22 protein-coding genes are annotated in these 24,822 nt (G+C 45.7%); 11 read left to right on the top strand and 11 right to left on the bottom strand.

Annotated elements, in window-relative coordinates:
• Positions 1-114: 114 nt before the first annotated feature.
• On the top strand, positions 115-927 hold the full coding sequence (locus QUA34_RS00110; RefSeq protein ID WP_333323973.1) for an MlaE family lipid ABC transporter permease subunit: 813 nt from the start codon (positions 115-117) through the stop codon (positions 925-927).
• A 306-nt stretch (positions 928-1,233) separates the two neighbouring features.
• Here the strand turns inward: QUA34_RS00110 and QUA34_RS00105 are convergent, their stop codons facing one another.
• Positions 1,234-2,742, bottom strand: coding sequence for an SGNH/GDSL hydrolase family protein (locus QUA34_RS00105; protein ID WP_333323974.1), 1,509 nt, complete (start codon positions 2,740-2,742; stop codon positions 1,234-1,236).
• Positions 2,743-2,949: 207 nt separating this feature from the next.
• Between QUA34_RS00105 and QUA34_RS00100 the strand changes: the two genes are divergently transcribed.
• Entirely contained in the window at positions 2,950-3,294 is a 345-nt protein-coding gene (locus QUA34_RS00100) for a hypothetical protein (RefSeq protein ID WP_015174589.1), read from the top strand.
• Between the two features lie 171 nt (positions 3,295-3,465).
• Positions 3,466-3,714, top strand: a complete 249-nt coding sequence (locus QUA34_RS00095) for a hypothetical protein (RefSeq protein WP_333213079.1) — start codon at positions 3,466-3,468, stop codon at positions 3,712-3,714.
• A gap of 254 nt (positions 3,715-3,968) precedes the next feature.
• Here the strand turns inward: QUA34_RS00095 and QUA34_RS00090 are convergent, their stop codons facing one another.
• Complete coding sequence (locus QUA34_RS00090; protein WP_333081539.1) at positions 3,969-4,169, bottom strand: hypothetical protein; 201 nt, start codon at positions 4,167-4,169, stop codon at positions 3,969-3,971.
• Between the two features lie 265 nt (positions 4,170-4,434).
• On the opposite strand from QUA34_RS00090, the gene QUA34_RS00085 reads away from it, so the two are divergent.
• Entirely contained in the window at positions 4,435-4,827 is a 393-nt protein-coding gene (locus QUA34_RS00085) for a hypothetical protein (protein WP_333383090.1), read from the top strand.
• 250 nt (positions 4,828-5,077) lie between these two features.
• On the opposite strand, the gene QUA34_RS00080 is transcribed toward QUA34_RS00085, so the two are convergent.
• Together QUA34_RS00080 and QUA34_RS00075 are read right to left on the bottom strand one after the other, a co-directional pair.
• Positions 5,078-6,364 (bottom strand): glycoside hydrolase family protein, encoded by a 1,287-nt coding sequence (locus tag QUA34_RS00080; protein WP_333323978.1) that lies wholly within the window; start codon positions 6,362-6,364, stop codon positions 5,078-5,080.
• A gap of 297 nt (positions 6,365-6,661) precedes the next feature.
• Positions 6,662-7,321, bottom strand: coding sequence for an NAD(P)H-binding protein (locus tag QUA34_RS00075; protein ID WP_333053110.1), 660 nt, complete (start codon positions 7,319-7,321; stop codon positions 6,662-6,664).
• A 121-nt stretch (positions 7,322-7,442) separates the two neighbouring features.
• On the opposite strand from QUA34_RS00075, the gene QUA34_RS00070 reads away from it, so the two are divergent.
• The 3 genes from QUA34_RS00070 (at position 7,443) to QUA34_RS00060 (ending at position 12,895) form a co-directional block, all read left to right on the top strand.
• Complete coding sequence (locus QUA34_RS00070) at positions 7,443-8,156, top strand: DUF1997 domain-containing protein (RefSeq protein ID WP_333383087.1); 714 nt, start codon at positions 7,443-7,445, stop codon at positions 8,154-8,156.
• 841 nt (positions 8,157-8,997) lie between these two features.
• On the top strand, positions 8,998-11,211 hold the full coding sequence (locus QUA34_RS00065) for an ATP-binding protein (protein ID WP_333383084.1): 2,214 nt from the start codon (positions 8,998-9,000) through the stop codon (positions 11,209-11,211).
• Positions 11,212-11,437: 226 nt separating this feature from the next.
• On the top strand, positions 11,438-12,895 hold the full coding sequence (locus tag QUA34_RS00060) for a response regulator (RefSeq protein ID WP_333323986.1): 1,458 nt from the start codon (positions 11,438-11,440) through the stop codon (positions 12,893-12,895).
• A gap of 401 nt (positions 12,896-13,296) precedes the next feature.
• Here QUA34_RS00060 and hisG read toward each other — a convergent pair whose 3' ends face one another.
• Complete coding sequence (hisG, locus tag QUA34_RS00055; protein ID WP_333076539.1) at positions 13,297-13,941, bottom strand: ATP phosphoribosyltransferase; 645 nt, start codon at positions 13,939-13,941, stop codon at positions 13,297-13,299.
• A 198-nt stretch (positions 13,942-14,139) separates the two neighbouring features.
• Between hisG and QUA34_RS00050 the strand changes: the two genes are divergently transcribed.
• From QUA34_RS00050 to rppA, 3 genes are all read left to right on the top strand, one after another.
• On the top strand, positions 14,140-14,397 hold the full coding sequence (locus QUA34_RS00050; protein WP_333323991.1) for a hypothetical protein: 258 nt from the start codon (positions 14,140-14,142) through the stop codon (positions 14,395-14,397).
• A gap of 132 nt (positions 14,398-14,529) precedes the next feature.
• Complete coding sequence (locus QUA34_RS00045) at positions 14,530-15,180, top strand: glutathione S-transferase family protein (RefSeq protein ID WP_333323993.1); 651 nt, start codon at positions 14,530-14,532, stop codon at positions 15,178-15,180.
• A gap of 52 nt (positions 15,181-15,232) precedes the next feature.
• Entirely contained in the window at positions 15,233-15,919 is a 687-nt protein-coding gene (gene rppA, locus QUA34_RS00040) for a two-component system response regulator RppA (protein WP_333323995.1), read from the top strand.
• A gap of 94 nt (positions 15,920-16,013) precedes the next feature.
• Here the strand turns inward: rppA and QUA34_RS00035 are convergent, their stop codons facing one another.
• The 4 genes from QUA34_RS00035 to tmk all read right to left on the bottom strand — a co-directional run bounded on the left by QUA34_RS00035 (position 16,014) and on the right by tmk (position 19,923).
• Entirely contained in the window at positions 16,014-16,850 is an 837-nt protein-coding gene (locus QUA34_RS00035) for a metallophosphoesterase (protein WP_333323997.1), read from the bottom strand.
• A 555-nt stretch (positions 16,851-17,405) separates the two neighbouring features.
• The gene (msrA, locus tag QUA34_RS00030) at positions 17,406-17,879 is read right to left on the bottom strand and encodes a peptide-methionine (S)-S-oxide reductase MsrA (RefSeq protein ID WP_333383080.1); all 474 of its coding nucleotides are present in this window, start codon (positions 17,877-17,879) and stop codon (positions 17,406-17,408) included.
• 39 nt (positions 17,880-17,918) lie between these two features.
• Entirely contained in the window at positions 17,919-18,881 is a 963-nt protein-coding gene (locus QUA34_RS00025; RefSeq protein WP_333332627.1) for a DNA polymerase III subunit delta', read from the bottom strand.
• Positions 18,882-19,254: 373 nt separating this feature from the next.
• Entirely contained in the window at positions 19,255-19,923 is a 669-nt protein-coding gene (gene tmk, locus QUA34_RS00020) for a dTMP kinase (protein WP_333383077.1), read from the bottom strand.
• A gap of 105 nt (positions 19,924-20,028) precedes the next feature.
• Here tmk and QUA34_RS00015 point away from each other — a divergent pair, with 105 nt between their 5' ends.
• A complete protein-coding gene (locus QUA34_RS00015) occupies positions 20,029-20,376 on the top strand; it encodes a hypothetical protein (protein ID WP_333066630.1) in 348 nt (115 codons plus the stop codon).
• 197 nt (positions 20,377-20,573) lie between these two features.
• Here the strand turns inward: QUA34_RS00015 and QUA34_RS00010 are convergent, their stop codons facing one another.
• Positions 20,574-23,081: a heavy metal translocating P-type ATPase gene (locus QUA34_RS00010; RefSeq protein ID WP_333332619.1), complete on the bottom strand. Its 2,508-nt coding sequence runs from the start codon at positions 23,079-23,081 to the stop codon at positions 20,574-20,576.
• Positions 23,082-23,716: 635 nt separating this feature from the next.
• On the bottom strand, positions 23,717-24,822 hold a 1,106-nt coding region (locus QUA34_RS00005), incomplete at its 5' end, for a calcium-binding protein (protein WP_333332621.1).

Below are 24,822 nucleotides of genomic sequence, written 5' to 3'. Positions count from 1 at the left end.
AGGCAGACTGAAAATATATGTTGACAAATCGTGCAATAATTGCTGTAGGATTGCCGAAAATCTCTATGTGGCAGTGCTTCGCCCTGTTTGCAATTAATCGCGAGCCCTCCGTCATTGGTTAAAAAAGACCAAGAAAAGTACGATCGACATTTAGATGAAACCTTCAATAACAGGTGGTTTCAGCGTTTTTTTGTGACGTTGTTCCTGGGTGGCCAAGTTCTGCTACGCATACTCCAAGGCAAAATTGACAGCCGCAAAATCATGGAACATTTAGTCACAGTAGGCCTGGATTCTTTCCGATCCGTGCTACTAATAGCCTTTTTTGGGGGCATGATTTTTACATTTCAATCAGCCAGAGAATTGGTACGCTTTGGGGCGGTTGGGGCTATGGGAGGTGCGTTTGCTGTGGCATTTTGTGGCGAATTAGCACCACTTTTAACAGCGGGCGTGGTGGCGGGACAAGTCGGTTCCGCTTTTGCGGCAGAGATAGGAGAAATGCAGGTGACGGAACAAATAGACGCCCTGTATATGTTGAGGACAAATCCGGTTGATTATTTAGTAGTGCCGAGGGTGATAGCTTGCTGCATCATGCTGCCGATTTTAACAATTTTTGCAGTAGCAGTGGGGATTTTGGGCGGGCTATTTGTAGCGGTTGATTTTTATAATTTGGAACCATCGGTATTTTTGGAATCGGTGCGGACTTCTTTGGGGCCTTGGGATTTAGTAACTGTGGCGATTAAGAGTTTTATTTTTGGGTTAATAATTGCCCTTGTCGGTTGCGGTTGGGGATTGACGACGGTGGGCGGAGGGAAAGGAGTAGGTCAAGCTGCAACGGCTGCGGTGGTGACTTCGTGGGTGTTTATTTTTGTGGCGGATTTGTTTTTATCGCTGTTGATGTTTTACGAGTTGGGGATTATGAGAAGTTGATAATCTTGGCGATTATAGCAGGAGTCAGGAGTCATTCGATTTTAGATTTTAGATTTTAGATTTTGGATTGACCCCAGGGATAAATGCGGGGGCTTGAGGATTTTATATTTGAGATTTTGGATTGATTCCATGGATAAATCACGTGGCGAGTACCATCAAGAAATTCTTGGTCAAGATGCTTAAATATTAATGATTTGAACAATCATCAACGCCCTACGCCGCCAATGCCATTGCTATAAAATCAACATAAAGATTTTTTAAACCACAGATGAAGGCAAATAAACGCTGACGCAATTTTATCAGCGTTCATCCGTGTTCATCCGCTGATATCTGCGGTTGAAAACTCTCAACTTCCGATGGGAGATTGGAGAAAGGAGGGCGATACACTCGAATTGCCTGAATAGGCACTTTCCCATCTGTTTCGGTAACGATTTCGAGGGTGTGTTTGGAGTTGCTCAAATTCTGAGCCAATGTTGTATAATACTCGCGGCTTGAATCTGTAATTTGTGGAGGGACGTATGAATCAACAAACATTGGTCGCACCTGCCAGGAAATTTCAAAGCCTTTAGGCGTCGGTTTTTTAGACTCTTCATAAGAATTTTTCAGCCACCAGTTTCTCGGCTCAATCACGACGCGGCCAGAGTTTGAGACAAACATTTCGTCGTTTGTACCGCTGCCGTCGTAACCTGTTTTAGAACCTACAACGTCAAATTTAAACTTGCTAGCGTCGCTGTTAATCTCAGTAATTATGGCTTTCCAATCTTCGACAATTAGCGGTTTTTGGCTGGATACTTGGATGATTGCCGGCCAAGAGACGCCAAGGCTAAGGCTAGGTCTGGTGATGGTGTAAAGTTCAGGAAATTCTGAGGGTTTTTTGCCGTCGATCGCAATTCTAGCAGAAATTGCCTTGCCGTTAAAGGTTTTATCGGCGATCGCATCTATTCTATTCCCTTCAAATTCTAAAACCAACTTGCCATCTTGCCACTTAACATCCCTGCCAACTGTATAGGTTTTCACTAAATCCTGCGGCGGTTGAGGAGAATTTGGCTTGTATCGCAGATGGGGTTTTATCAGAGCAGCTAGGAGAAAGTTTCCCCAATCGTTGAGGTGAATGCTGTCCCTCAATAGCTGTTTGGGCTGCAAGCGATTATCTTTCAAATACCTGCGCCAAGGTTCGCGAATTTCCGCGATTTCGCAGCCGTATTTATCGGCCAACTCCGGCAGCCATTGAGTAGAATGAGTGTTGTGCCATTCGTATCTGCTGACTGAATTTGGATCGTCGCTGTTGCCTGTCGGCATCCAGTCGATGTGGTCTGAATGCAAGAGTATTTCGCTAGCAGTGCGGCTGCGGACATTGGCAATTATGGCTTCGTAATCTTCACCGCCTCCGTAGACGTGAAAAATGAGCAAGTCTGGATAAAAAGGATACAAATCGTGTTCGCTGGGACGGATTAAAATCGGGGCGGAAAATCCTCCGATTGCTCTATTTTCCACAATCAAATCTGCATTGGGAAATCGCTGTCTCAAATCCTTTACTACATCTTTCCACCAATCTTGTTCTGTGATGGATTGACCGTAGAATAGGATACGCACTTGGCGGCGGTCTGTTGGAGTGCTAGCTGCAAGTAGCCCCATCGTCCTTTGAATCCTCGCTCCAAAAGTAGCACTATTTTCCATAGGAGCGGGTGGGGGGAATGGCGTATCGGCCGCTATTTTTTTGATGAGCGGAACTAACAGAAAGCTCAGACACAAAAAAATCAGCCACAAGTAGCGATAAATTTTTTTGGATTTTCTGCTATTTCCTTGTTTTGCCATTGTTTTATTTTTCCCTGTCCGTTTCACTTCGCTTAAGGTGGCTGTGGGATGAATGCTACGCGTCTATCAGTAGCTGTAACCTGCTTATGGGCGAACCTCACGAGTAGCTGTAGTGTAGGCTGTATGGAAATATATTACCAAATTGAGCGCGACAAAAAGTGATATAATGCCTGCTAATTAATTGAACTCCGATCGATCGCACGTCAAATGGATTACAAAACAGCCCGCAGTTTTCTGATCGACCAAGGAACCGCCCTGGAAACCAAGAAAAATCCCGACGCCTTCCTGATGCGTCTCAAACAAGGTCAACCGCCCGTACCCGGACAGGTGACATCGATTTTATTAGCTTTAAAAATATTGTTTGAAGGGCTGCAAGAATCTCCAATGCTCGATCGACAATTAATCTCGGCACTGCATTTACTGTCAGTAGAAGGTTTGCAGCAATTTGAAGCTGGACTCCGCAGAGGAGTTTCTTGGCCGCCGCTGCTGAAGGAAGACTTAAATCGAATTGCGATCGCAGTCAAGAATATATTTTCCGGCGTCTGGCAATAATTACCTCAGCAACCACCGATCCCGATACCCACCGCCAGCAAACTCAATTTTTTTTAGACATTTTTTTCTACAATTTTTTGTAAAAATTTATGTTAATCTTGCTACATTTACCCTCGAATTGTGGCATTTTAATATAAGAATCAGTTCTCACAAACACTTGGAGAGACTACCATGAACGCCGAAGAAAAAGCTAGACAACTAATTGCACGCGAAAGGCAGCATAGCGAACACTTGCACGACTCTATGCTCAACCGTTCTTCCCACGAGCTAGAAACACATGGCGAGGGAATTGCTGAAGAAAAAGCCAGAGAATTAATGGCTCAAGAAAGGCAGCACAACGAACACCTGCACGACTCTATGTTAAGCCGTTCCTCCCAAGAGGTAGAGGCATCGATCGCACCCGATGACACTGACAAATAAATTTTGTTAACACAAGACGTACGGACACATACCAATAAACCTGGTTTTTATACCATTTTTCATACCATAACAAAGGGCTGTAAAAATGTTTTTGTATAAACAACCAGGTTTCTGAGTCTTGCAATAGTTCAGCACAGCAAAACTCTACTCAAATCGAGGAGGATTTTAGGTGCAATCAAAACAGCCCTTGCTCGGTTGGCAGCCGCTATCACAAGCATCCACGCGCAATATATAGCAATAGAAAATGCCAGGTTCTACTCCTCGCGAAAGCTTTCGAGGGATGCCAAAAGAGCTGGCAGTCCCGCTAGCGCAGCCGACACCAGAGCCTCATCTTTGTAAACTCGCGATCGCAGAATACGGGTACTTTTAGACGCAGAGGTGAAAGAGCCTCGCCGTTGGGAATTTTCGGTTTCCAGCCGCCCTAAATTTCTTGTTTCTCGCGTCACGCACAACATAGCAGTATCCTCGCAGTATCGTCAATTAATCCCTAAATATGCGCCCGTAAAATTTCTCACGGCTTGCTGTATGTTTCTATTATTACTCAGATAGGTAACAGAGATGAAACCATGAAATAATTATTCACGATAGCTAGGGATCAACTTAAACGGCTTAACGGCTTTTATTAATTTGTTACACGGCTGGTTTGTTTAAGCCGATCGCCCGCGACGACACAGACACCAGCAATCAAAATCACCGATTTTACAGGAGGAACGCGGATCAATGATGCTAACTCTTAGTACAGCAACAGTGATAGCTCAAATCAGACCGACTGTCGAAAGCTTGCGCGACGGAGACTACCGCTACCGAGACTCCTTTGCGATCGATCGACCTTTTCGAGAAATCCAATTTCGCAAACAAGACAGATACATCACCGGCAGCGATTCCGACAAACGCACGGGCAAAAGTTACTGCTTCCGGGGCATCCCCCAGCACAACAACATTATTAACATCACGGTAGCGATCGAAATTTCCCCAAAAACAGCACAGGAAACCGAGTGGAAATTAGCAGCGGGAAACCCCATTAATTTCGACAGGCTTTATCCCCTGCAAGCAGGGCCGGGATTAGACTTGTACAAATGTTTGACCGCATTTTTACCACAATTGAAGGATTAGTTATATCAATTCCGGTTACACCGGAATGACTGTTGACTGTTGACTGTTGACTGTTGACTGTTGAAGGATGTGTCGAAAAACTGAATATTTGAGTGTTAACTGTTGACTCGATTTTATGATCCCGATGCAACCGGAAACGATATTATTCGTTACTTGTTAGTGGTTATTTCTTAATCGCTTTGGCTTGTTAATAACCAATAACATTCGTTAACAGTCAACAGTCAACAGTCAACAGCCAACATTTAACTCCCTAAGAACCAGCATTTTCCAATTCTTCCCGCAGCATTTCCCGGTAGACTTTCGGCAAACGAGAACTCATAGAATTGTTCTCAATTCCATATCCCAAACTCGTCCAAGTTCCCGAAAGCATCCGCAATACATCAGTTAATCTTTCCTGGCGCAACATCTCAGGAATATCAGCTTTCCAAAACTTGCGATCGCTCAACCAAGCATAAACCACAGCATCCTGATCTTCTGGTTCAAAACTGTAATCTTCCCAGAATAAAAAATTAGCACGACGTGCCTGATAGCGCTTAGCCTTCTCCTTCCAAGTCGTAGTCAGAAATTGATACCTGCCCGCTGCCGTAGTACACTTGCCTCGATTCGGGCCATTAACAATCTTCACGCACCAGTCAGGATGGCGGCTCAAATCTAATATATATTTGCCACCGTAAACAACGTGATAAGGTCGAGCAACATTCGACTCGCTAGCAGAAATAGTACGCATCAGAGCTCGAATGTAAGGATCTCCGGTTTTTATAGCCAGCGGCGGAAATTTTCCCACCCCGCTTACCGACTGCGATAACTGCTGATTTCCCCGCAAACTGTCAACCAAAAAAACACCGCCGCCAATCACAGCGCCGATTAAAAGTATAAATCCGAGGATTTGAATCTCCGATCGCCTCAGCAAACCTATTTTTCGACGGCCGAATTTCTCAGCTTCCAGCAAAGTCATTTCCATTTCCGAAATTTCGACCCATTTTCGCGCCGCCCGCATCCGGCGCACCCGAAAATCGTATTGATATAGCGGCGCGGCTACCAGCGTTAGACTCGATAAAACCCCCGCCAATTTGCTCAACCAGAAATCTAATTCACCCGCTACGGCAACATTGGTCAGAGTAGATATTCCTGTTAGCAACTGGGCCGGATCGATCGATCGCGCTGGCCAATAAAAAATCGCAAGTTGCACCAACAGCGACAGATTAAAGGCAAAAAAAATCACTACAACAGCATTCAAGCCTTCTCGCAAGTGCGATCGAATACCCGTATGCCGGCGCTTGAACTTGCGCGCCACGCGAAAGCGCCCCGGCAGCATAATTAGTAAGGGATTTAATATTTTGACGGCGAACAAATGAAACACAAAAAACAAAGGCAACTGAATCAGCCAAGCCGCCAGCAGTAGAGTCAGAAAGCCGATATAGTCGCTGACAAAAGGAATGCCCCGGCGAAGGACAAAACTAAAACTCTGAGCGAGAGCAAATGCCCTTAACCACGAAATCGGATAGGGGAACCAAGCTGGCCACTTGAGAGTTTTCATGCTGAGAGAGGGAAATTTTAACGGCGAATCGTAAAACTATTAAGATTTTGCCAGATTTGGCGATCGGAAAATTGTTGTAGGGTGCGTCAGCCCCAATCTTTGACCCAACTCACATCTTGCACCATTCTCGATAAGCCTTTTTTGGGCGGGCAGGATGCCCAACCCCTACTCCCCACAAGAAAATGCACTTTTTGTGGAACAGGCCGGAAAGCCTGTTCTTGACAATGGTGCAACATCTCAGATCCAAATCAAAGTGTTTTTGGTCTGACGCACCGAACCCAAGCGAGGCTAATTCAATCAAATCACACTGGCAAACAACTCCTCAAAACTCTTTTGCGGAGCCTCCGACTTCGCCACAATTTCCACAACCTTGTTGCGAGAAGTGGGCTGAAACAGCGCCTCCACGCACACTTGGGCTACCTTGGTGCGGGGAATGCTGCTCTCAAACATTTTGTCGGCACCAGTCATGACGATCGCATCTGAATTATCCTCATTTTTGAGACCGCCCGGACGGACGATCGTATAAGTCAAGCCGCTTTTTTGCAAATATTCCTCGGCTTGCTTCTTCCAAACCAGAATCAGCCAGAACAAATTCAGTGGGTGAAAAAACTGAGAGACGCACAGAGAAGTCACAAGCACAAAATGCTCAATGCCCTTAGCCTTAGCTGCATCCACCAAATTTTTAGTACCTTCAAAATCCACCTTGTAAGGCGCTGTCGGGTCAAAACCAGGGGCCGCCCCTGTCGCACACAGCAATACCGTACTATCGCCGATAGCATCGCCCAGGGAAGTCGCATTTAATACATCACCAGTAACTAACTCAGCCTCCGGTGGTAAAATTTGTCTCGCTGTGTCTAGATTTCGGACTAAGGCGCGCACGGGAATACCTCGCTTCACCAATTCTGCGACGATACGGCGGCCAGTCTGACCTGTGGCTCCTGCTACAAATGCTTTCATAAGTCGAGTTATGCTGAACTAGGGTAAGTTTTGTTACTATCAATTTCTCAATTGTAGGGAGGAAACTTCCTTAACACATCCCCAACCAGATTGATTGGCGTGTATAACAGGAGAGCATACGATGAAGCAGGATTCCGCTGAATATCAAACTGTTGAAGCTTCTGACGAAAATTACTACCCAGATGGGAGTTTCCAACAGCCGGAAAGTGGAAGCGCGGATGCCGCAGAGGAAGTTGAGCCGATTTGGTTTCACACGCATTTTGAAGACAGCATGGAGATGTACGCCGATGCGGAGACGGTGGCGCAGCATTTGAACAACCACAAGACTTGGTTTTGCCAGTGCGCTTCGCCGATGAAGGCCGAGCCGCTCGGAGAAAACGGCTATGATTTATTAATCGGGCGTTTTGGGGCTTTCGGCTACCGTGTGGAAGCGAGAATTGGTTTAGAGTTGCTGCCGCCGGATGCTGAAGGCTGCTATTTGATTAAGACTATTCCGGTTCCGGATTATACCTCGCCTGGGTATGAAGTGGATTTTCGATCGGCAATGAAGCTAGTGGAGATACCGTCTCAGGAATTTGCCGCCGATTGGCCGAGCTCGGAACGTGCTAAGCTGCCGCCTGCGATTACCATTACTACGTGGAAGCTGGATTTGGCTGTGGGAGTTTGCTTTCCTAAGTTTATTCGATCGATGTCTCAACCTTTAATAGAAAAAACCGGCGATGCGCTTTTGGAAAAAATCATCAAACAAGTTAACCGGCGCTTGACTTATAAAACTCAGGTTGTTTTTCACGAAAGTTTGGGCATTCCTTTTCCGAAAAATCCTAAGAAACATTAACGAGACTTACGCTCTAAGCTGTACTGCATTTAAATTGTATGTTAAGTGCGGGATCTCCTGCCCAACCCCTACTCCCCACAAGAGTAAAGATTTATTTTACTCTGCAATTTAAATGCGGATTAGCTTAACTCACATTTGTAGGGTCTGCACTGCACACACTACTCATAAGTTAGACTTCTGCGTGAACTTTCACTCGCACAATTGTAGATTAAATTATTGGGAATAACTGATTGTGTATGGTTGGGATCACGAGTCTACAGTTGCTTTTTTGAAACTGATATCACTGTCTCCGGATGCTTAGGGGGCGCCTTATGCCTATGTTTTTGAATCCAATACTTGCTTGAGCAGTTAATCCCTATCATCAAGTTATTGCTAATAAAATTTAAGGGTAAGGTCATGATTGCATTTGACATATAGCAATCCTTGCAGGAGTCGTATTTTTTTTACCCACTCCAACCCTCCCCGAACCCGCTGGGAGTCCGTAAGAAACTCACAAATGATTTACAATTGCTATATGCTGATTTCTTATCACCGGAATTAGTTTTTATTATGGGTCAATTTAGCACAGAGTTAGACACAATAGTTTCAAGTCAGATGCCATCAAGTTCGAGAGCATTGTTATTAAAAGATTCTGCTTCTGTCATAATGCTTTCCCTCCTTATTTCCTCATGATTAAGCAATGTAGCCGACGCAGTTCAAAGCGGGTTCCGATCGCCCTCCGAAACCAGCAAGTGTCTCAGATCACAAGGCAGATCGATCGCCCTCACTGCCCAAAAACCTAAAATTATGTCACCTTAAGTAAGGGGTTATAAAATAACTCTTGCCATATCCCTAGAAAGTTATGACAACGAAACTAAGAGCTACACACACAGAGAAAATGGAGAGAGACTTGCACCAGTTGAGGGCAGACCAAGAACTGATTCTCAACCAAGTAGACAATGCGATCGCTCTGTTCGACTCGTCTGACTGCTTAGTTTTGTTTAACAAAAAATTGGCGGGAATCTGGGGACTGTCCCCAGAATGGCTGGAAACAAAGCCGAAGTGCCACTTACTGTTTGCGGAAATTGTCGATCGGGGTTATTTGTCTGTTCAACAGTGGCAAGAGTTTCAGCAAGCACTCGAAAAATCTCAGCATGAAAGTTTATCATTTTATTTCGAGCAATCCAATGCGGTTTGTTTGGAGGTGTGCGCCACGATTACCAACAGCGGCGGACGGCTGTTTACCTTTAGAGACGTTACGGTATACCGAAACTCCCAAGCTAGCTTGAACGCAGAAGTCAGGCGGCTGAGCTTTCTTTTAGGTTTAACCGAACGCCTGCAAAAGTCTGACAGTTTGCAAGAAATAGGTCAGTTTGCCCTCACCTATTTAGTTGAGGCAATGAATGCAGCTTTCGGAGATGTTAAGGTGATTAACGGCAAAGGAAACGATCGCCAAGCGTCGGCGATTTCCAACCAAGTTTCTAGTCAATTTTTGGCTACTTACGGGGAACCCGTAGTCGCAGGAATGCAAGAATTGCTCGACCAAGGCATTCCCTACGGCATCGGTTTGCTGTGGGAAGTGGTGAAAACTGGTAAACCTGTGTTTGTCGAGGATTATGCCCAACATCCCAATGCCGTGCCGGAATTTCGGCATCCGGGAATCGGACAACTCGGCATTTTTCCGATCGCAGCTACCAACGGCACGATCATCGGAGTGCTGACGCTGGAGTCCCGCAACATCAAAAAACTGCAAGCCGCCGTCCACCAAGAAGTGCTGGAGGCTGCTTGCCGGACTCTGGGGGCGGCGATCGAGCGGGCTCAGACACAAGAGAACCTGCGCCAAGTTAACGAAGAATTAGAGTATTCTTCTCAGTTGAAATCCGAGTTTTTAGCCTCAATGTCCCACGAACTGCGGACGCCTCTCAACAGCATTCTCGGCTTTTCTGACTTGCTGCTGCGGCAAACGGCCGGACAGTTGAGCGATCGACAAATCAACTATGTAGAACTGATCGAAAAAAGTGGCCAGCACTTGTTGCAGCTAATCAACGATATTCTCGATCTTTCTAAAATTGAAGCCGGGAAAGTAGAACTAAACTTACAGCCTGTTCGCGTTCAAGAACTTGCGACAGACTGTATGAAAATGATGCAGCCACGGGCAGACAAAAAGCGGATCAGTTTGTCTTTAGAACTCGACTACCGCATTACTAACGTTTTGCTCGACGAACGGCGAGTGCGACAAATTCTAATTAATTTACTTTCCAATGCCATCAAATTTACCCCTGAACAGGGACAAGTTAAACTCAGCGGGCGTCTGGTCTACGGCAGTGAAATAAACGGCGACTACCGGCCGGATTGTTCTCCTGTAAATGCCAGCACTCCTTATTTTTGTTTTGAGGTTAAAGACTCCGGCATCGGCATTCCTCAAGACCGCTGGCACTTGCTATTTCGACCTTTTCAACAGGTGGATTCTTCGCTGACTAGGCGGCACGAAGGTACAGGTTTGGGTTTGGCTTTGACTAAGCGTCTGGCAGAATTGCACGGGGGAACTGTTTCTTTTCAATCTGTTTGCGATCGGGGAAGTCTTTTCCGCGTTTGGCTGCCCTTGACGGAGATGCGTCAACAGTTGGGAAACTTTGCTTCTTGTGCTTTGGATACCAAGTTAGTTCCTGCTTCTGCGATTGCTTTACCAATTGCCAGGAAGCGGATTTTGGTTGTCGAAGACCAGCCTTTTAACCAAATGTTAATTTCTGAGGTGATGGAATTGGAGGGGTACGGGGTAGAGATACTCGCGGATGGGAAGGCGATGGCCGATCGTATTCTCGCCGCCTCAGCAGCCCCGGAGTTGCTGCCGGATCTAATTTTGATGGACATTCAGTTGCCGGATGTTGACGGCTTTGAGTTGATGCGCCGAGTGAAAGCAGATCCTGTCTGGGATTCGGTACCGATGATTGCGGTGACGGCGATGGCGATGCCCGGTGACAGTGAGCGATGTTTGGAAGCTGGCGCTTCTGCTTATTTGAGTAAGCCACTGGATTTGAATTTGACGATCGCTACAGTCCGTTCTTTTCTTGGCTAACAATAATTATTTGCAGTTCCAGCACTGCCCTTTATGATAATTGATAACAAGAAAGGTTAAACTCAATAGTAGATAAATATCTATATGACTTGCCCGCACTTGCCTCCGAAATCCGGTTCCTACCAAAAATATCGAGTTTAGTAAGGAGAAATATAGGAATCAACCAGTTTTCGAGCTTCCCCACGCGCAACTCCCGAGCTAAATTCAATATATTATATCATATTCCATGTCAAACAAGTCGCCCTGCATCATGTTGGTTGATGACGAGCCAGCTAATCTGATTTTACTGGAAGAGTTATTGCTCATGAAAGGATACGCTACAGTATCAGCGCTATCTGGCGCTGAAGCCCTCTCCCTTGCCCGCGCATCTCGACCCGATTTAATTTTATTAGATATTATGATGCCGGAGATGAACGGTTTTGATGTGTGCGAGAGCCTGCGTAAGGATACGGCATTGCAAACTGTACCGGTGATTTTTTTAACTGCCCTCGATGACGATATGTCTCGCATCAAAGGGTTAGAAATGATGGCCGATGATTATTTGACAAAACCTTTTAACAGTCGTTTGTTGCTGGCAAAAGTTGAAAATATTTTGCAGTTGAGTCAAATGCGATCGCAAGCTGTATCTTCCCAATTCCACCAGCAGGTAAAAGAGCAAAGCAAACGCCAAATCGCCGCAGCTTGGGAAGCCAACGAATATCTTTCAGAAAAATTTCAGCTATTTGTGCCAGAGCAACTTCTCGGACGAATTGCGCCGCAAGGAATAGAATCTATTCAGTTGGGCAATGTCACAGAAGAAGAGCTGACTGTTTTATTTTGCGACATTCGCGGGTTTACTACGATCGCCGAATCTCAACAAGCTCGCGAGACTTTTGAATGGTTGAACGCTTTTTTTACTAAAATGAACGAGTGCATAACGTCTCACGGCGGGTTTATTGACAAATACCTAGGCGATGCAATCATGGCAGTATTTGACAAGCCTCATTCTCACGCCATGAATGCGATCGAAGCCGCAGTAGCAATGCAAGAAACTTTGCAAGAATTTAATGCCAGTCGCCATAAATACAATTTAGAATCTCCCGTCAATATTGGTACGGGAATTAACACAGGTATCGGCATGATCGGCACTTTGGGTTCCGATCGCCGCATGGACTCTACAGTCATCGGTGATGTGGTAAATACAGCTTCTCGGTTAGAAAATTTAACTAAAATATACGGTTGCCAAATTATTGTTAGCGAAAATGCGATCGTTCGTGCGAGAGAATTTCTAAATGGCATAAGTTCCAACTCCTACTCAAAAGAAAGTCTATTATTAAAGTGCGACTTAGAAGTGGAAACACAGGAGAGTATTATTTCTACTTCTGGGGCGACTGCTGCTGACAGCCATTTGCCCAGCAACAATTATTATTATCGCTGGATCGATCGAGTAACCCCGCGCGGCAAGCAGCAAGCTATTGAAATCTACGAAATCTGGGCAGCCTCCTGTCCCGACTCGGAGGCAAAGCAGCTTACCCAGGGTTTATTTGACAAAGGAATTCAAGGATGGCAATCCGAAAGATTTGTCGCAGCCTTGGGATATTTTCAGCAACTAATCGAACAAAACCCTGCTGATACAGTCGTCCGTTTTTATATAAATCGCTGCCAGGAAAAACTAGGTTTACTACCTGCAAATAGCACTTCATAAAGATTTAACTTTTAGAGCGGGCTACAAGGGGAGTATCTCAATGAAAGCAGCTAAGCTAGAAATTGGAGTTAGGAGTCATATCAAATCCGTTAGCATCGGAATAGTAAATTCAAGTTCGCTGTTCACTGTTGACGGTTGACTGTTCACTGTCCACTGTCAACCGTCAACCGTCAACATCATGTATGAGTGTAACCGGAAATGATATCAGGAGGAAAGAGGAAGAAGGAAGAAAGAAGGAGCCAGAAGAAGTGTTTTTACAAATATGAGATGCTCCCAGCTACAAGCCCACCCTACAATAGTTTAGACTTATTGCAAAAGTCCCCCACTATCCTGCGTTGCGTCTATGGTTTCCCTATCAATGAAGGATTTATGCAATAAGTCTACTGTAATTGGAGTTCGCATCAAACAGTCGTCAAAACTTGCTCTCTCAACTTCCCGATCAACTCATTCACCCCCCCCGCATTCAAACGGTAACTCAGAGGATGACCGATCAAATAAGCGGAACTTTCAAACAAAACATCAATTTCCACCAAACCATTTTCCCGCAAAGTTTTGCCAGTCGAAACCAAATCCACAATTGCCTCCGACATACCCGTAATCGGCCCCAATTCCACAGAACCGTAAAGCGGCACAATTTCCACCGGCAAATTCAAATTGTGGAAATATTCCCTGGCACAGTGTACGAACTTAGAAGCAACTCTACCGTGAGGAGGCAAATCCACAGTTCGTCGATAAGAACTAGATTCCTTCACCGCCACCGACAGCCGACATTTGCCAAACTTTAAATCAATTAAATTAGCAACTTTCGGCTTTTTTTCCCGCAAAACATCATAGCCAGCAATCCCCAAATCCGCTTGACCGTATTCCACATAAACCGGCACGTCATGCGTCCTTACTAGCAAAGCTTTGGCAGTGCCTGTCGGGTCATATATTTGAAGTTGTCGGTTAGATGAATCGAGAAAAGCACTGAAGTCTAATCCAACCGATTTAAACAGCCGAATGCTATCTCCTAACAATCCGCCTTTGGGAAGTGCAACAGTAATCATGTCAATTTTTAGAGGGTAAATTTCTTAATTTTGGAAGGGGGAGAGCGCGGCCTAAGCATAAACAGCTTTTACCAAACTCAGAATAACACATAGAGTTCCTAGGGAAAAATAAATTTCGGGTATTGCTCTATCCTTTGTTTGGGTATATATTATATTTAGTAAGTTTTTATTTCGTCACGTTTTTCAAGGGCGGTCGGTATGGAAAACAATCAAGAATTTGACGGGAATTTTCACAGTGTAGACCCCGATTCCCTGAAAAAGATTACAGTAGATGAAATCCTCTCAGGCGGTGGTGTAGAGAGGGACGAAATGGACTATACAGTAGCTGTACCTAGCGCTAACCACGCCAGAATCCCCAGGGACAGAGGCTTCTCATCTCATATGAAATCCAGCGTGTTCGATCGCGCCCCCCGATCGCAGTTTGCAGAAAAACGCGGAACGCTGGGAGGCTGTTAATGTAAAATGCTTGCAGAGACTGGTGCAGACAACGAGCCGATCGCCTGATCGCCATTGTGTGTCACGCTTTTGTATATTCAACTCTAAAACTTAAAATTGCACGGGCGATCGGAAATAGCTAACAGCTACATTATGACCAAATTGACTCTGGTAATCGGCAACAAAAATTATTCCTCTTGGTCGCTGCGCGCTTGGCTGGCGATGAAACAAGCTGGACTGGAATTTGCCGAGGTGAGAATCCCCTTAGACTGGCCGACAACGCATGAGGAAATTCGGCGCTATTCTCCTTCGGGAAAAGTGCCAGTTTTAATCGACGGCGATCTGAAAGTGTGGGAATCTTTAGCAATTTGCGAATACGTTGCAGAACGCTTTGCACATGATTTGTGGCCCACAGATGTAGCCCAACGGGCGATCGCCCGTTCCATCTGCGCCGAAATGCACGCGGGCTTCTCAAATTTGCGCGAAAATATGCCGATGGACTGCCGCAACCGCTATCCGGGAGAAGGGATGACTCCCGGTGTAGAAGCAGAGATCGATCGCATCTTTTCCATTTGGCGCGAATGCCGTCAAAAATTCGGAACAGGTGGTAATATGCTGTTCGGAAAATTCACAATTGTTGACGCTATGTTTGCCCCCGTTGTGATGCGTTTTGTCACCTACGGAGTTAAATTAGATTCAGTAACAAAAGCTTATGCGGATGCGATTTTGTTCTTGCCTGCCATCCAGGAATGGGTAGCAGCAGCTTACAGCGAAACGGAAAGTATTCCACACATTAAAATCTAGGAAAAATCAGTTTACTTAACCTAAAATCTCAAATCTCAAATTTGAAATCAGGATGCGGATTCTTTTAGTTGATGATGAAGTTGAGTTAACTGACCCTTTGAGTCGAGTCTTAAGCCGCGAAGGTTATACAGTTGATGTGGCATTTGACGGAGCAAGTGGCAGCAATTTAGCAATGCAGGGCAATTACGATTTGCTAATTTTGGATTGGATGCTGCCGAGACAAACCGGACTGGCAATTTGCCAGAAGTTGCGATCGCAAGGAAGGAGTACGCCAGTGCTATTTCTCACCGCCAAAGATACCGTAGACGATCGCGTACAAGGACTCGACGCCGGTGCAGACGACTATTTAGTCAAACCTTTTGAACTGCGAGAACTGCTAGCCAGAGTCCGCGCCTTGCTGCGGCGGCCTCCTACTTTTGATGCCGAGGTTGCTGTCGGGCGGCTGCAAGTTGCAGATTTACAGCTAGACTACGACAATCAATTAGCTTATCGGGGTGATCGTACAATTGACTTATCAGAAAAAGAATGTCAGTTATTAGAATACTTAATGCGCCATACCGGTCAATTGCTAACACACGAACAAATCCACCAGTATTTGTGGAGTGAAACAGAAAAACCCAGCAGCAATGTATTAGCCGCTCAAATTCGCCTGCTGCGCCGCAAAATAGAAGCCCCGGGCGAATCGGTGCTAATTCACACAGTCTACGGCAGAGGCTATCGCTTTGGAGAAGCCAATTAAAAATCATAGAAATTGTACAAAAATCCTTCTTCCCTCTTCCCTCTTCCCTCTTCCTTCTTCCTTTATCGGGAAAGTATGCACCCTACACAAGCCTTTACGTATCTTGACAAACCAAAGTAATTACTGTCACCTCCGGCGGACAAAATAGCCTTCCCGGCGCATAAGTCCCCAAACCGCGATTCACGTACAGCAAATTACTCCCAACCCGATGCAAACCGCTAGCCCATTCCCAGTGAGTAACTACTCGATCCCAAGCCGACACAAAAGGAATGAACTTTCGGATTCGTTTAGGAATAAAATAGCCAATTTTTCTGACCCAAGCGTACAAAGGGCCGATACCAGGAATAACAATTTGACCACCGTGAGTGTGCCCAGAAAACTGCAAATCAATCCGCCAATTTTGCAGCTTTTCAGCAGTATCAGGATTGTGAGACAAAACAATCCGAGGAATCGCGGGATTTAGGGATGTCATTACAGGTTTAGGCGCAAAATCGCCCGACCAAAAATCTGCTAACCCAACTAAAGCCAATTCAGAGCCCAAAGGATAGATTGCTTCGTTGTACAAAACCCGAATTCCGACGCTATTTAAAGCCTTAGTAACCTCTCTTTTTGCCTCCGGCCAATAGTGGTCATGATTGCCCAAAACCGCGTAAATTCCCACCCGACTTTGCAAGTTTTTCAATCGCTGCACTAAGCCGTAAATAGGTGCGGGGTCATAGCTAATAAAGTCACCAGTTAAAAAAATCAGGTCTGGTTCGGCTTCATTGGCTGCTGCAATCGCCTCTTCTAGCAACCATTCCGACAGTCGCACCCCGTCATAGTGAAAGTCTGTAAGCTGTACAATTTTAGTACCGGATAGATTTGCTGGAAGATTGGCGATGGGTATTGTTAAATACTCTACTCGCAGTTTTCCAGTTAATAACCTGTGCATAAATCTAAGGTTTATTGGTTACAGAGCGCCACCTCTAGCTTAGCAAATAAACAGGCAAGACTGCAAAACTAGATATTCTTCCCTTTTCCTTATATCCTCTGACTAATGACTACAGTCCGGGACGCAAAAAGTGGAATTTCCTCAAGAGAATTCAAACAGAAATGCCCAATTTTTAGTTAGACTTTCTTGCAAAATTGTTTCGGTATTACCCGCCCAACTAATACAGCATTTTTATTATAAAATTATGACTTCCGTAACAAGCTGTTTAAAACGCGATCAATTCTCTTCAGACTGGCATTCCCCGCCCCGCATCTATATTCTTTTAGCAATTGTCAAAGCTGAGATTGGTGCCGATCCCCATCGCATCGGCTTACCACAGGGGGATTAATCCTACCAAACACTATCTCATTACTAATGATTTATTATTGAGTAGGTGGAAATAAACATGGCGTGGGGGAAGCCGAGTTTTGCATTAATAATAAACTGTGGCTAGTATATATTATTGCCTTACCCGCCCCTAAGATATTTTATTTTTTTGTCGCGTCTGCCTACTTGTTAACTAATAACTTCTGACGAAAGCCGCTTCTTCTCAATATATTGCTGGTGGTAATCCTCTGCCATATAAAATTCACTAGCAGGTTTGATTTCGGTGGCAATATCTTTGTCGTATTTACCGGAACTTTGCAATTTGTTTTTGGAGAGACGAGCGGCTTTTTCTTGTTCGGAATTGTGATAAAAAATCACAGACCTGTACTGTTCGCCTCTGTCGGGGCCTTGGCGATTGATTTGGGTAGGATCGTGACAGTTCCAGAATACATCTAGCAGTGCTTCGTAACTCACCTGCGATCGATCGTACTCTATCAGCACAGATTCAGCGTGACCAGTCACTCTGGCGCAAACATCGAGGTAGCAAGGATTGGGCCAGTGACCTCCTGTATAGCCCGCAGCCGTTGAGACGACACCCGCAACGGCGCGAAACTTGTGTTCAACTCCCCAAAAACAACCGGCGGCAAATGTGGCTTTTTCCATCGTGTTACTCATCGTATTGGGTTCAAACTTGGCAATAAATTATGCTTGACATATTCCCATCAGTGTGCATTCCCAAACTAATCGCGGCTGTACGTAGTTTAGCAAATATTGTCGTGCTTTCTCCAAGGGTTCTAAGGGCGATCGACTAATTCCCCCTGCCAAAAATTGCTGCCAGTAACAGTGTTGTAAATAATCGATTAGCCACAACTGAGATTCAGTATCTAAAGTTTTATCAATTTCCTTGGCCAATTCCAAAGCAGACCGCAGATTTTGAGGCAACTGCTTCACCTTTTGCAGCAAATCCTCGGGTATTGATTGCAGTTGCTGCCAAATAGCAATTGCCTCCCCAGGACTACCCTGAGCCATCCCCAGTACCTCGGAATGATCCAAAATCTGCGAGAATCCCGCTTGCTGCAAAACTTGTGCCATTGCTTCGCCATTCAGCCTAGAAAACTGGATTTTTTGGCAACGGGAAATCAAAGTTGGCAGCAAAGCTTCCACTGTCGGAGCAATTAAGATTAGGGCTGCTTTTCCCGGTTCTTCCAATGTCTTCAACAAGCCGTTAGCGGCTCCCTCGCCCATTGTTTCTGCTTGTTCCAAAACTACGACAGAACGCGCAGCTTCTAGCGGCGGTCGGCTGAGAAAATCACCGATTTCTCGAACTTGTTCTAAACGAATTTGTGGTGGTGCTTTCCGCTTTAAACCGGCTTCCTCTGCTTCCTTTGGTGTAAGCCGTTTGCCTTGGTTCATGTAAGTGGGTTCTACCCAAAGTAAGTCTGGATGATTTCGCTGCTGCACGCGATTTTGTACCGAGGCTATGAGTCTGGTTTCGGGAAGATTGGCTGAGAATAAAAGCTCGATGAAACATTGAGCAGCTAAACTTTTGCCGATGCCGTTAGAGCCGACAAATAAATAACCAGGAGCAATTCGGTTTCGCTCGACTGCTTGTGTTAGCAATTCTACTGGTCGCTCTTGTCCGATTAAGGATGTGAAATAATTCATGTGACAGTTGACAGTTGACAGTTGACAGTTGACAGTTGACAGTTGACAGAAGGAAGTTATTGTAGGGTGCGTCAATCGATTTGAGATTTTAGATTTTAGATTTTAGAGGCGACCCCACGGATAAATGCGGGGGCTTGAGGATTTTCGATTTGAGATTTGGGATTGATTCTACGGATAAATCACGTGGCGGGTACCACCTTTGAAATTCGCTTGTCAGGGGCGCTGAATGTAATGACTACCTATTCAAGAATTTTGCCCTGCTCGCTACCCTATGGTGAGTTACTTACAACGAAGAAACCGGGTTTTTCCTCGAACTTGAGGATTTTTAGCAAATATTTCGTAAAAAACCCGGTTTCTGGCTATCTATGTAAGCTTACTTTTCAGAATTGATATTATTTAAATATCCCCAAGCTTCTAACCTGCGAGTTACAATAGTTTGAATTTCCTGAGCGACTTCATATTCAGGCCGATCGGCATTTATCCGGACAATTCGAGATTTATTTGCCTCGGCTAACTCCGCAAAACCTTGCTGCACAAGGCGGTGAAACTTCAAATCAGCTTGCTCGATCCGATCGCACCCTCCCCGGGCCCTTACCCGCGCCAAACCCGCCTCCACATTAATATCCAGCCACAAAGTCAGATCGCTTTCCAAGCCTCCGGTGGCAATGTCATTCAACTGCTTAATTAAATTAAGCTTAAGACCGCGGCCGTAGCCCTGATAAGCAATCGTAGAGTCAGTAAAGCGATCGCATAAAACAATCGTTCCTTTCAATAACTCTGGTTTGAGAACAGTTTCGACGTGTTGAGCGCGATCGGCAGCATACATGAGTAATTCTGCTCGATCGGATACAGATTCGCCCCCATCTTGTTTCAGCAACAAATGTCGCAGTCCCCTTCCCAGCTCAGTACCCCCCGGTTCGCGAGTAGCCACCAAGCGGACACTCAGAAAGCAACTTGCTTGCAGGAACTGTATCAAGCGCTGCATTTGCGTAGTTTTACCGGCACCTTCAACCCCCTCAAACACGATAAGTTTGCCCTTCATTGCCCTAACTTTCCACCTGAATAAAATAAATCCATATTGTTCTGTTCATCTGTTCTATGTTCGGTATGATAATAAAGTCTAAATGCCTCACGGCTGGAGTTGTCTATGGCTCGCTATACTGGTTTTTTTATCGTTGCCGTTCCGATCGACCGTCTCCGTCAATCCCTGATTGAAATTTTAGAGTCATGCAATCTTGATATTATCTACAATACAGGAGATTCCGTCATGGCTCGCGAACTTCCCGGTCAAGTTTCCCTTGCCAAACTTGTCACCGCAGAAGTCCTAATTGAGAAAAACACGGCCAGCGACTCAGAGGTTCGCATGAACTTCGTGATTAAAAACGAAGAACTGCCCCTGCAAACCAACAACCACTGCCGTCAAATGTTCGAGCTAGTGAGTCGTTCAATTATGAACAACAATAACTGGCGACTTTTGGAAAGTATGGCACTGTAGCCATCAGTCAGTCAATTTGAGGTGTGAGATTTTCGCTTGACTCTACAGATGAATCAGGGGGTTCTAACTAACGTGGAAACTTCTTGGCTCTCGACTCCTGGTGTGAGGGGTTTGTTTCCCTCTTGGTATGAGGTCATCAGTCATTAATTACTAACTAATGACCGATGACCTCCGACATTTATCTGTCATCCCTAAATTTAAGCTCGAAATCCCCGACGCAAAAACAAAGAATTTGTCACAACGCTAACAGAACTAAACGCCATAAATGCTCCCGCCGCCGCAGGACTGAGTAGAATTCCGGTTGCAGGCAGCAAGATACCCGCTGCAACGGGAATTCCCAGAGTATTGTAACCAAAAGCCCAAAATAAATTTTGGCGAATCTTATTAAAAGTAGCGCGCCCCAGCTCGATCGACTCAACAACATCCATCAAAGCATTTCGCATCAACACAATTTGAGCAGTCTCAACAGCGACATCAGTGCCACAGTGCAAACCGATACCGACATCAGCTTGAGCCAAAGCCGGCGCATCATTGATGCCATCCCCCACCACAGCCACTTTACAGCCTTGAGCTTGCAAACTTGCGATCGCCCTCGCCTTCCCCTCCGGCCGCACCTCGGCCAAAACATCAGCCGCCGCCAAACCTAGCTGCTGCGCCGTCACCGCCGCCGCAGACGCCGTATCCCCCGTCAGCATCATCACCCGCAATCCCATGCCCCGCAAACGTTCCACCGCAGCCTTAGCATCCGGCCTCAGAGTATCTTTTAGCCCGATTACCCCCAGCAAAACGCCCCCAGAAGCCACGTAAACCGCCGTTTTGCCTTGCAAAGACTCCGACAATTCCGTCGCCACAGCGACCCCCTGCTGCTTCATCCACTCAGCATTGCCTGCGAACACCCGCCGGCCCTCCACCAAAGCCGAAACCCCGAATCCCGGTTCCGTGCAGAAATCCTCAGCAGCTAGCAGCGGCAAACCTTGCTGTTGAGCTTCCTGCAAAATCGCTGCGGCGATGGGATGACAAGCGCCCCTTTCCACCGCCGCCGCAATTTGCAGCAGTTTTGAGTCAACTGTGCCAGAAACTCCATCAATTGTGGAACAAACATCTTGTTTGTTGCCAACATGAATATCTGAGTTCAAATCCCACTCCAAATTCTGGAAAACTGGCAAATAATCTGTGAGTGTGAGATTTCCGGTTGTCAGAGTGCCAGTCTTGTCAAAAACCACCGTATCTAATTGATGCACCCGTTCTAAAACATCACCACCGCGAATTAAAAGCCCGCGCTCCGCCCCGATGCCAGAACCAACTAAAATTGCAGTTGGGGTAGCCAGTCCCAAAGCGCAAGGACAAGCAATAACTAAAACTGCGATCGCCAATTTCAAACTTAAGAGCAAAGGCGATTGATAATGGATAATAGGCAATTCATTTCCCATATTCATTGCCCCGTGTCCCATATCCATTGCCCCGTGTCCTAAAAGCACAGAAGGCCAAATATGAGTCCCGGCAAAATACCAAAATAGGAAAGTTAAAACCGATATCGCCATTACCCCATAGACAAAATATCCCGCCACAGTATCAGCTAAATTTTGAATCGGCGCTTTGCGAGTTTGGGCTGCCTGCACCAAAGCCACCATTTGAGCTACAGTTGTTTCCTTACCGGTGCGAGTTGCGCGCATCACAACTGCCCCGGATTTATTGATAGTTCCGGCGGCAACTGTATCTCCTGGTTGCTTCAAAACCGGCATCGATTCGCCAGTCAGCATCGACTCATCTATCGTTGTTTTGCCTTCGCTAATTTCACCGTCTACCGGAATTTTTTCCCCTGGTAAAACTTGCAGCCATTCTCCGACTCGGACGCGATCGGCAGGAATTTCAATGTATTGTGGATCGTATACCTCTGATGTCGAGTTTAAAGGCAATTCTTCCGATCGCACATCTAAAGTCGAAAGTTTAAAATCAACTAAGCGGGCTTTCGCCGGTTGCAATGCGATTAAAGCTTGCAAAGCAGATGCAGCGCGGCGTCTGGCTTGCTGTTCGAGAGTTTTGCCCAACAAAATAAAGCCCAGAAGCATCACCGGTTCGTCAAAAAAGCACTCCCATCCCATCCTTGGAAACAGCAGCGCCGCGTTGCTAGCGGTGTAAGCTGTGACAGCGCCTAAAGCTACCAAAGTATTCATGTTGGGTGCATTTCGCCACAAACTGCGGCACCCGTCAACGATAATCGGGCGGCCAGGTACCACCAAAGCTAGGGTGGCGAGTCCCCAGTGAAACCAAATATTGCTGAGAATTGGGGCTTGTGTGCCGAGTACGTGACCTAAACCGGATAGAATAATTAGGATTAGGGCGATCGTCAATTGCTTGATTTGCTGTCGAATTTCTTGCCCCCGCCGTTCAATTGTTGCCGCTTCTGCTTCCTGCTGATTTTCACCAGAACGAGACTGAGAGGGAAATCCATTATCAGTCAACTTTTTCGCTAAAGCCTCTGCATCGACAGTCCCCGGTTGACACTCAACAGTCGCGACTTCTACGGCCAAGTTAACGCAAGCTGAAATTACGCCTGAATACTGCATGAGTTGGCGTTCCACAGCTTTAGCGCAGCCGGCACATTTCATCCCGCCGACATCGAAAGTAACAAGTTCTGGCGGTGATTCGTTAACTGGTAGGATTTCAGGTTGAATTTCGGGGAGTGTTTTGGGCAAAAATTGCATGGTTTTTTTGGTATTGATTAGAATATTTCGCCACTTATGAAATGGTTTAATGCCCTGTTTAGACAAATGTCTATATTTTGATCATAGATAAATATTGTGGCATCTTCCAAAAGTGTTAGTTTTTTTTAATTCTTATTAGTTGCAGGCGGTTAATTCCGCATTTTGGCAGGGGTTGAAATTAATCGGGGACTGCGGGTTTAATGCTAAGACACGCCTTGGACACGGCAGTGCCGTTTCCCTACTTGATATAATGGCGTTGCTGAATTAGGGTATGATACGGGCAAAAATACGAGAGGGGAGCCGAAAATGATTTCTGGGGTTTTAATGGGGAATTGGAACATCTCCAAATTTTAGATAGTAGACCTCTTGCAAAAATCCTTTTCATCAATTGATGGGACGGGCTCTCCGGCCCATCCCACAAGAGTTATTTTTTCTTGTGGGATGGGCATCTTGCCCGTCCTAATTATTTTTGCCAAAGGTCTAATGAATTACTAACTTAAGGATCGTGAATTAAATAACTTACCATTTTAATTGTGATTGTGGGATGGGCGTCCCGCCCGTCCAAAAAGGGCGGGCAGGACACCCCACTTTCCTTGTGTAAATTATTTAATTCGCGAGCCTTAGAATTCGCTATCTTAAACTAAGAGAAAATCTTGAGCAGTAATTAGCGAAGCATTAACACCCACAAGATTCGCAAGTGTTCTTCCACTTTGCTTAATCGTCAGCAATGTTCCATCATTTCCCTGTGTAATCTGCAACTGCTCAAACGTGAATCCTCCTGACAATCCGATCGCATCTTCCCCCTTAGTAAAATCTGCAATTAGATTAAATTCCACTTCAGGACACAAGACAAATATATCATTTCCTACCCCCCCTAGTAAACTATCAAATCCACCAACCCCAGACAAAATATCATTTCCTTTGCCTCCAAGGAGTGTATCATTCTCACTGCCTCCACACAGGGTATCATTTCCCTCTTGTCCTAACAATAAATCCTGTGCTTGTTCCCCCAGTAGAATATCATTGTCTTTGCCCCCGTATAAGGTATCATTTTCTTTGCCACCCTGAATAAAATCATTACCAGCATCGCCATAAATCAGGTCATTTCCTTCTCGCCCATTCAGAGAATCATTCCCTTGATTTCCCCGAATTACATCTTCCCCTTGTCCACCGAGAATAATATCATTATCTTTGCCACCCAAGAGGTAATCATTGCCAGTACCACCGACAATAAAATCATTACCTTCATTGCCATTCAGTGTGTCGCCTTCGTCATCAGCAAATAAGTTATCATCCCCTGGCAAAGCATCAAAAAAGCTAGAGGAATTGTTGCCATAATAAGCATCATTTTGGTTAGTGCCTATTCGGATATTAGGATTGCCATTAATTACATTATCGGTGGCATTGGGTTGATTGAGATCGGGGCGAGGAATGCGATCGCAAAAACAAGTTGAGTCAGGCGTTACCGCTGGTGTAGGTGTGGGAGGTGGTGTTACCTCTGGGGTAGGAGTTGCTGTAGGAATTGGTGTCGGATCTGCTAGAGGAATTGGCGTCTGTGTCGGTGTAGGTGTAGGAGTTGTTATAGGAATTGGAGTGGGAGTTGATGTTACCTCTGGTGTAGGAGTTGCTGTCGAAATTGGCGTGGGAGTTGGTGTTACCTCTGGTGTCGAAATTGGCGTGGGAGTTGGTGTTACCTCTGGTGTCGAAATTGGCGTGGGAGTTGGTGTTACCTCTGGTGTCG

The organism is Microcoleus sp. POL10_C6, from assembly GCF_036701585.1.
Classification (GTDB): Bacteria; Cyanobacteriota; Cyanobacteriia; order Cyanobacteriales; family Microcoleaceae; genus Microcoleus.
This window is presented reverse-complemented; position numbering and strand designations above follow the sequence as displayed.

Bases quoted from the DNA above. Each gene is read 5' to 3' on its own strand.
- QUA34_RS00045 (WP_333323993.1), top strand. From the start codon at position 14,530: ATGACCAAATTGACTCTGGTAATCGGCAACAAAAATTATTCCTCTTGG.
- QUA34_RS00080 (WP_333323978.1), bottom strand. From the start codon at position 6,364: ATGAAAACTCTCAAGTGGCCAGCTTGGTTCCCCTATCCGATTTCGTGG.
- QUA34_RS00010 (WP_333332619.1), bottom strand. From the start codon at position 23,081: ATGCAATTTTTGCCCAAAACACTCCCCGAAATTCAACCTGAAATCCTA.
- QUA34_RS00070 (WP_333383087.1), top strand. From the start codon at position 7,443: ATGAAGCAGGATTCCGCTGAATATCAAACTGTTGAAGCTTCTGACGAA.
- QUA34_RS00060 (WP_333323986.1), top strand. From the start codon at position 11,438: ATGTCAAACAAGTCGCCCTGCATCATGTTGGTTGATGACGAGCCAGCT.
- QUA34_RS00075 (WP_333053110.1), bottom strand. From the start codon at position 7,321: ATGAAAGCATTTGTAGCAGGAGCCACAGGTCAGACTGGCCGCCGTATC.
- rppA (WP_333323995.1), top strand. From the start codon at position 15,233: ATGCGGATTCTTTTAGTTGATGATGAAGTTGAGTTAACTGACCCTTTG.
- QUA34_RS00095 (WP_333213079.1), top strand. From the start codon at position 3,466: ATGAACGCCGAAGAAAAAGCTAGACAACTAATTGCACGCGAAAGGCAG.
- QUA34_RS00085 (WP_333383090.1), top strand. From the start codon at position 4,435: ATGATGCTAACTCTTAGTACAGCAACAGTGATAGCTCAAATCAGACCG.
- QUA34_RS00035 (WP_333323997.1), bottom strand. From the start codon at position 16,850: ATGCACAGGTTATTAACTGGAAAACTGCGAGTAGAGTATTTAACAATA.
- QUA34_RS00090 (WP_333081539.1), bottom strand. From the start codon at position 4,169: ATGTTGTGCGTGACGCGAGAAACAAGAAATTTAGGGCGGCTGGAAACC.
- msrA (WP_333383080.1), bottom strand. From the start codon at position 17,879: ATGGAAAAAGCCACATTTGCCGCCGGTTGTTTTTGGGGAGTTGAACAC.
- QUA34_RS00025 (WP_333332627.1), bottom strand. From the start codon at position 18,881: ATGAATTATTTCACATCCTTAATCGGACAAGAGCGACCAGTAGAATTG.
- QUA34_RS00100 (WP_015174589.1), top strand. From the start codon at position 2,950: ATGGATTACAAAACAGCCCGCAGTTTTCTGATCGACCAAGGAACCGCC.
- QUA34_RS00105 (WP_333323974.1), bottom strand. From the start codon at position 2,742: ATGGCAAAACAAGGAAATAGCAGAAAATCCAAAAAAATTTATCGCTAC.
- hisG (WP_333076539.1), bottom strand. From the start codon at position 13,941: ATGATTACTGTTGCACTTCCCAAAGGCGGATTGTTAGGAGATAGCATT.
- QUA34_RS00050 (WP_333323991.1), top strand. From the start codon at position 14,140: ATGGAAAACAATCAAGAATTTGACGGGAATTTTCACAGTGTAGACCCC.
- QUA34_RS00015 (WP_333066630.1), top strand. From the start codon at position 20,029: ATGGCTCGCTATACTGGTTTTTTTATCGTTGCCGTTCCGATCGACCGT.
- tmk (WP_333383077.1), bottom strand. From the start codon at position 19,923: ATGAAGGGCAAACTTATCGTGTTTGAGGGGGTTGAAGGTGCCGGTAAA.
- QUA34_RS00065 (WP_333383084.1), top strand. From the start codon at position 8,998: ATGACAACGAAACTAAGAGCTACACACACAGAGAAAATGGAGAGAGAC.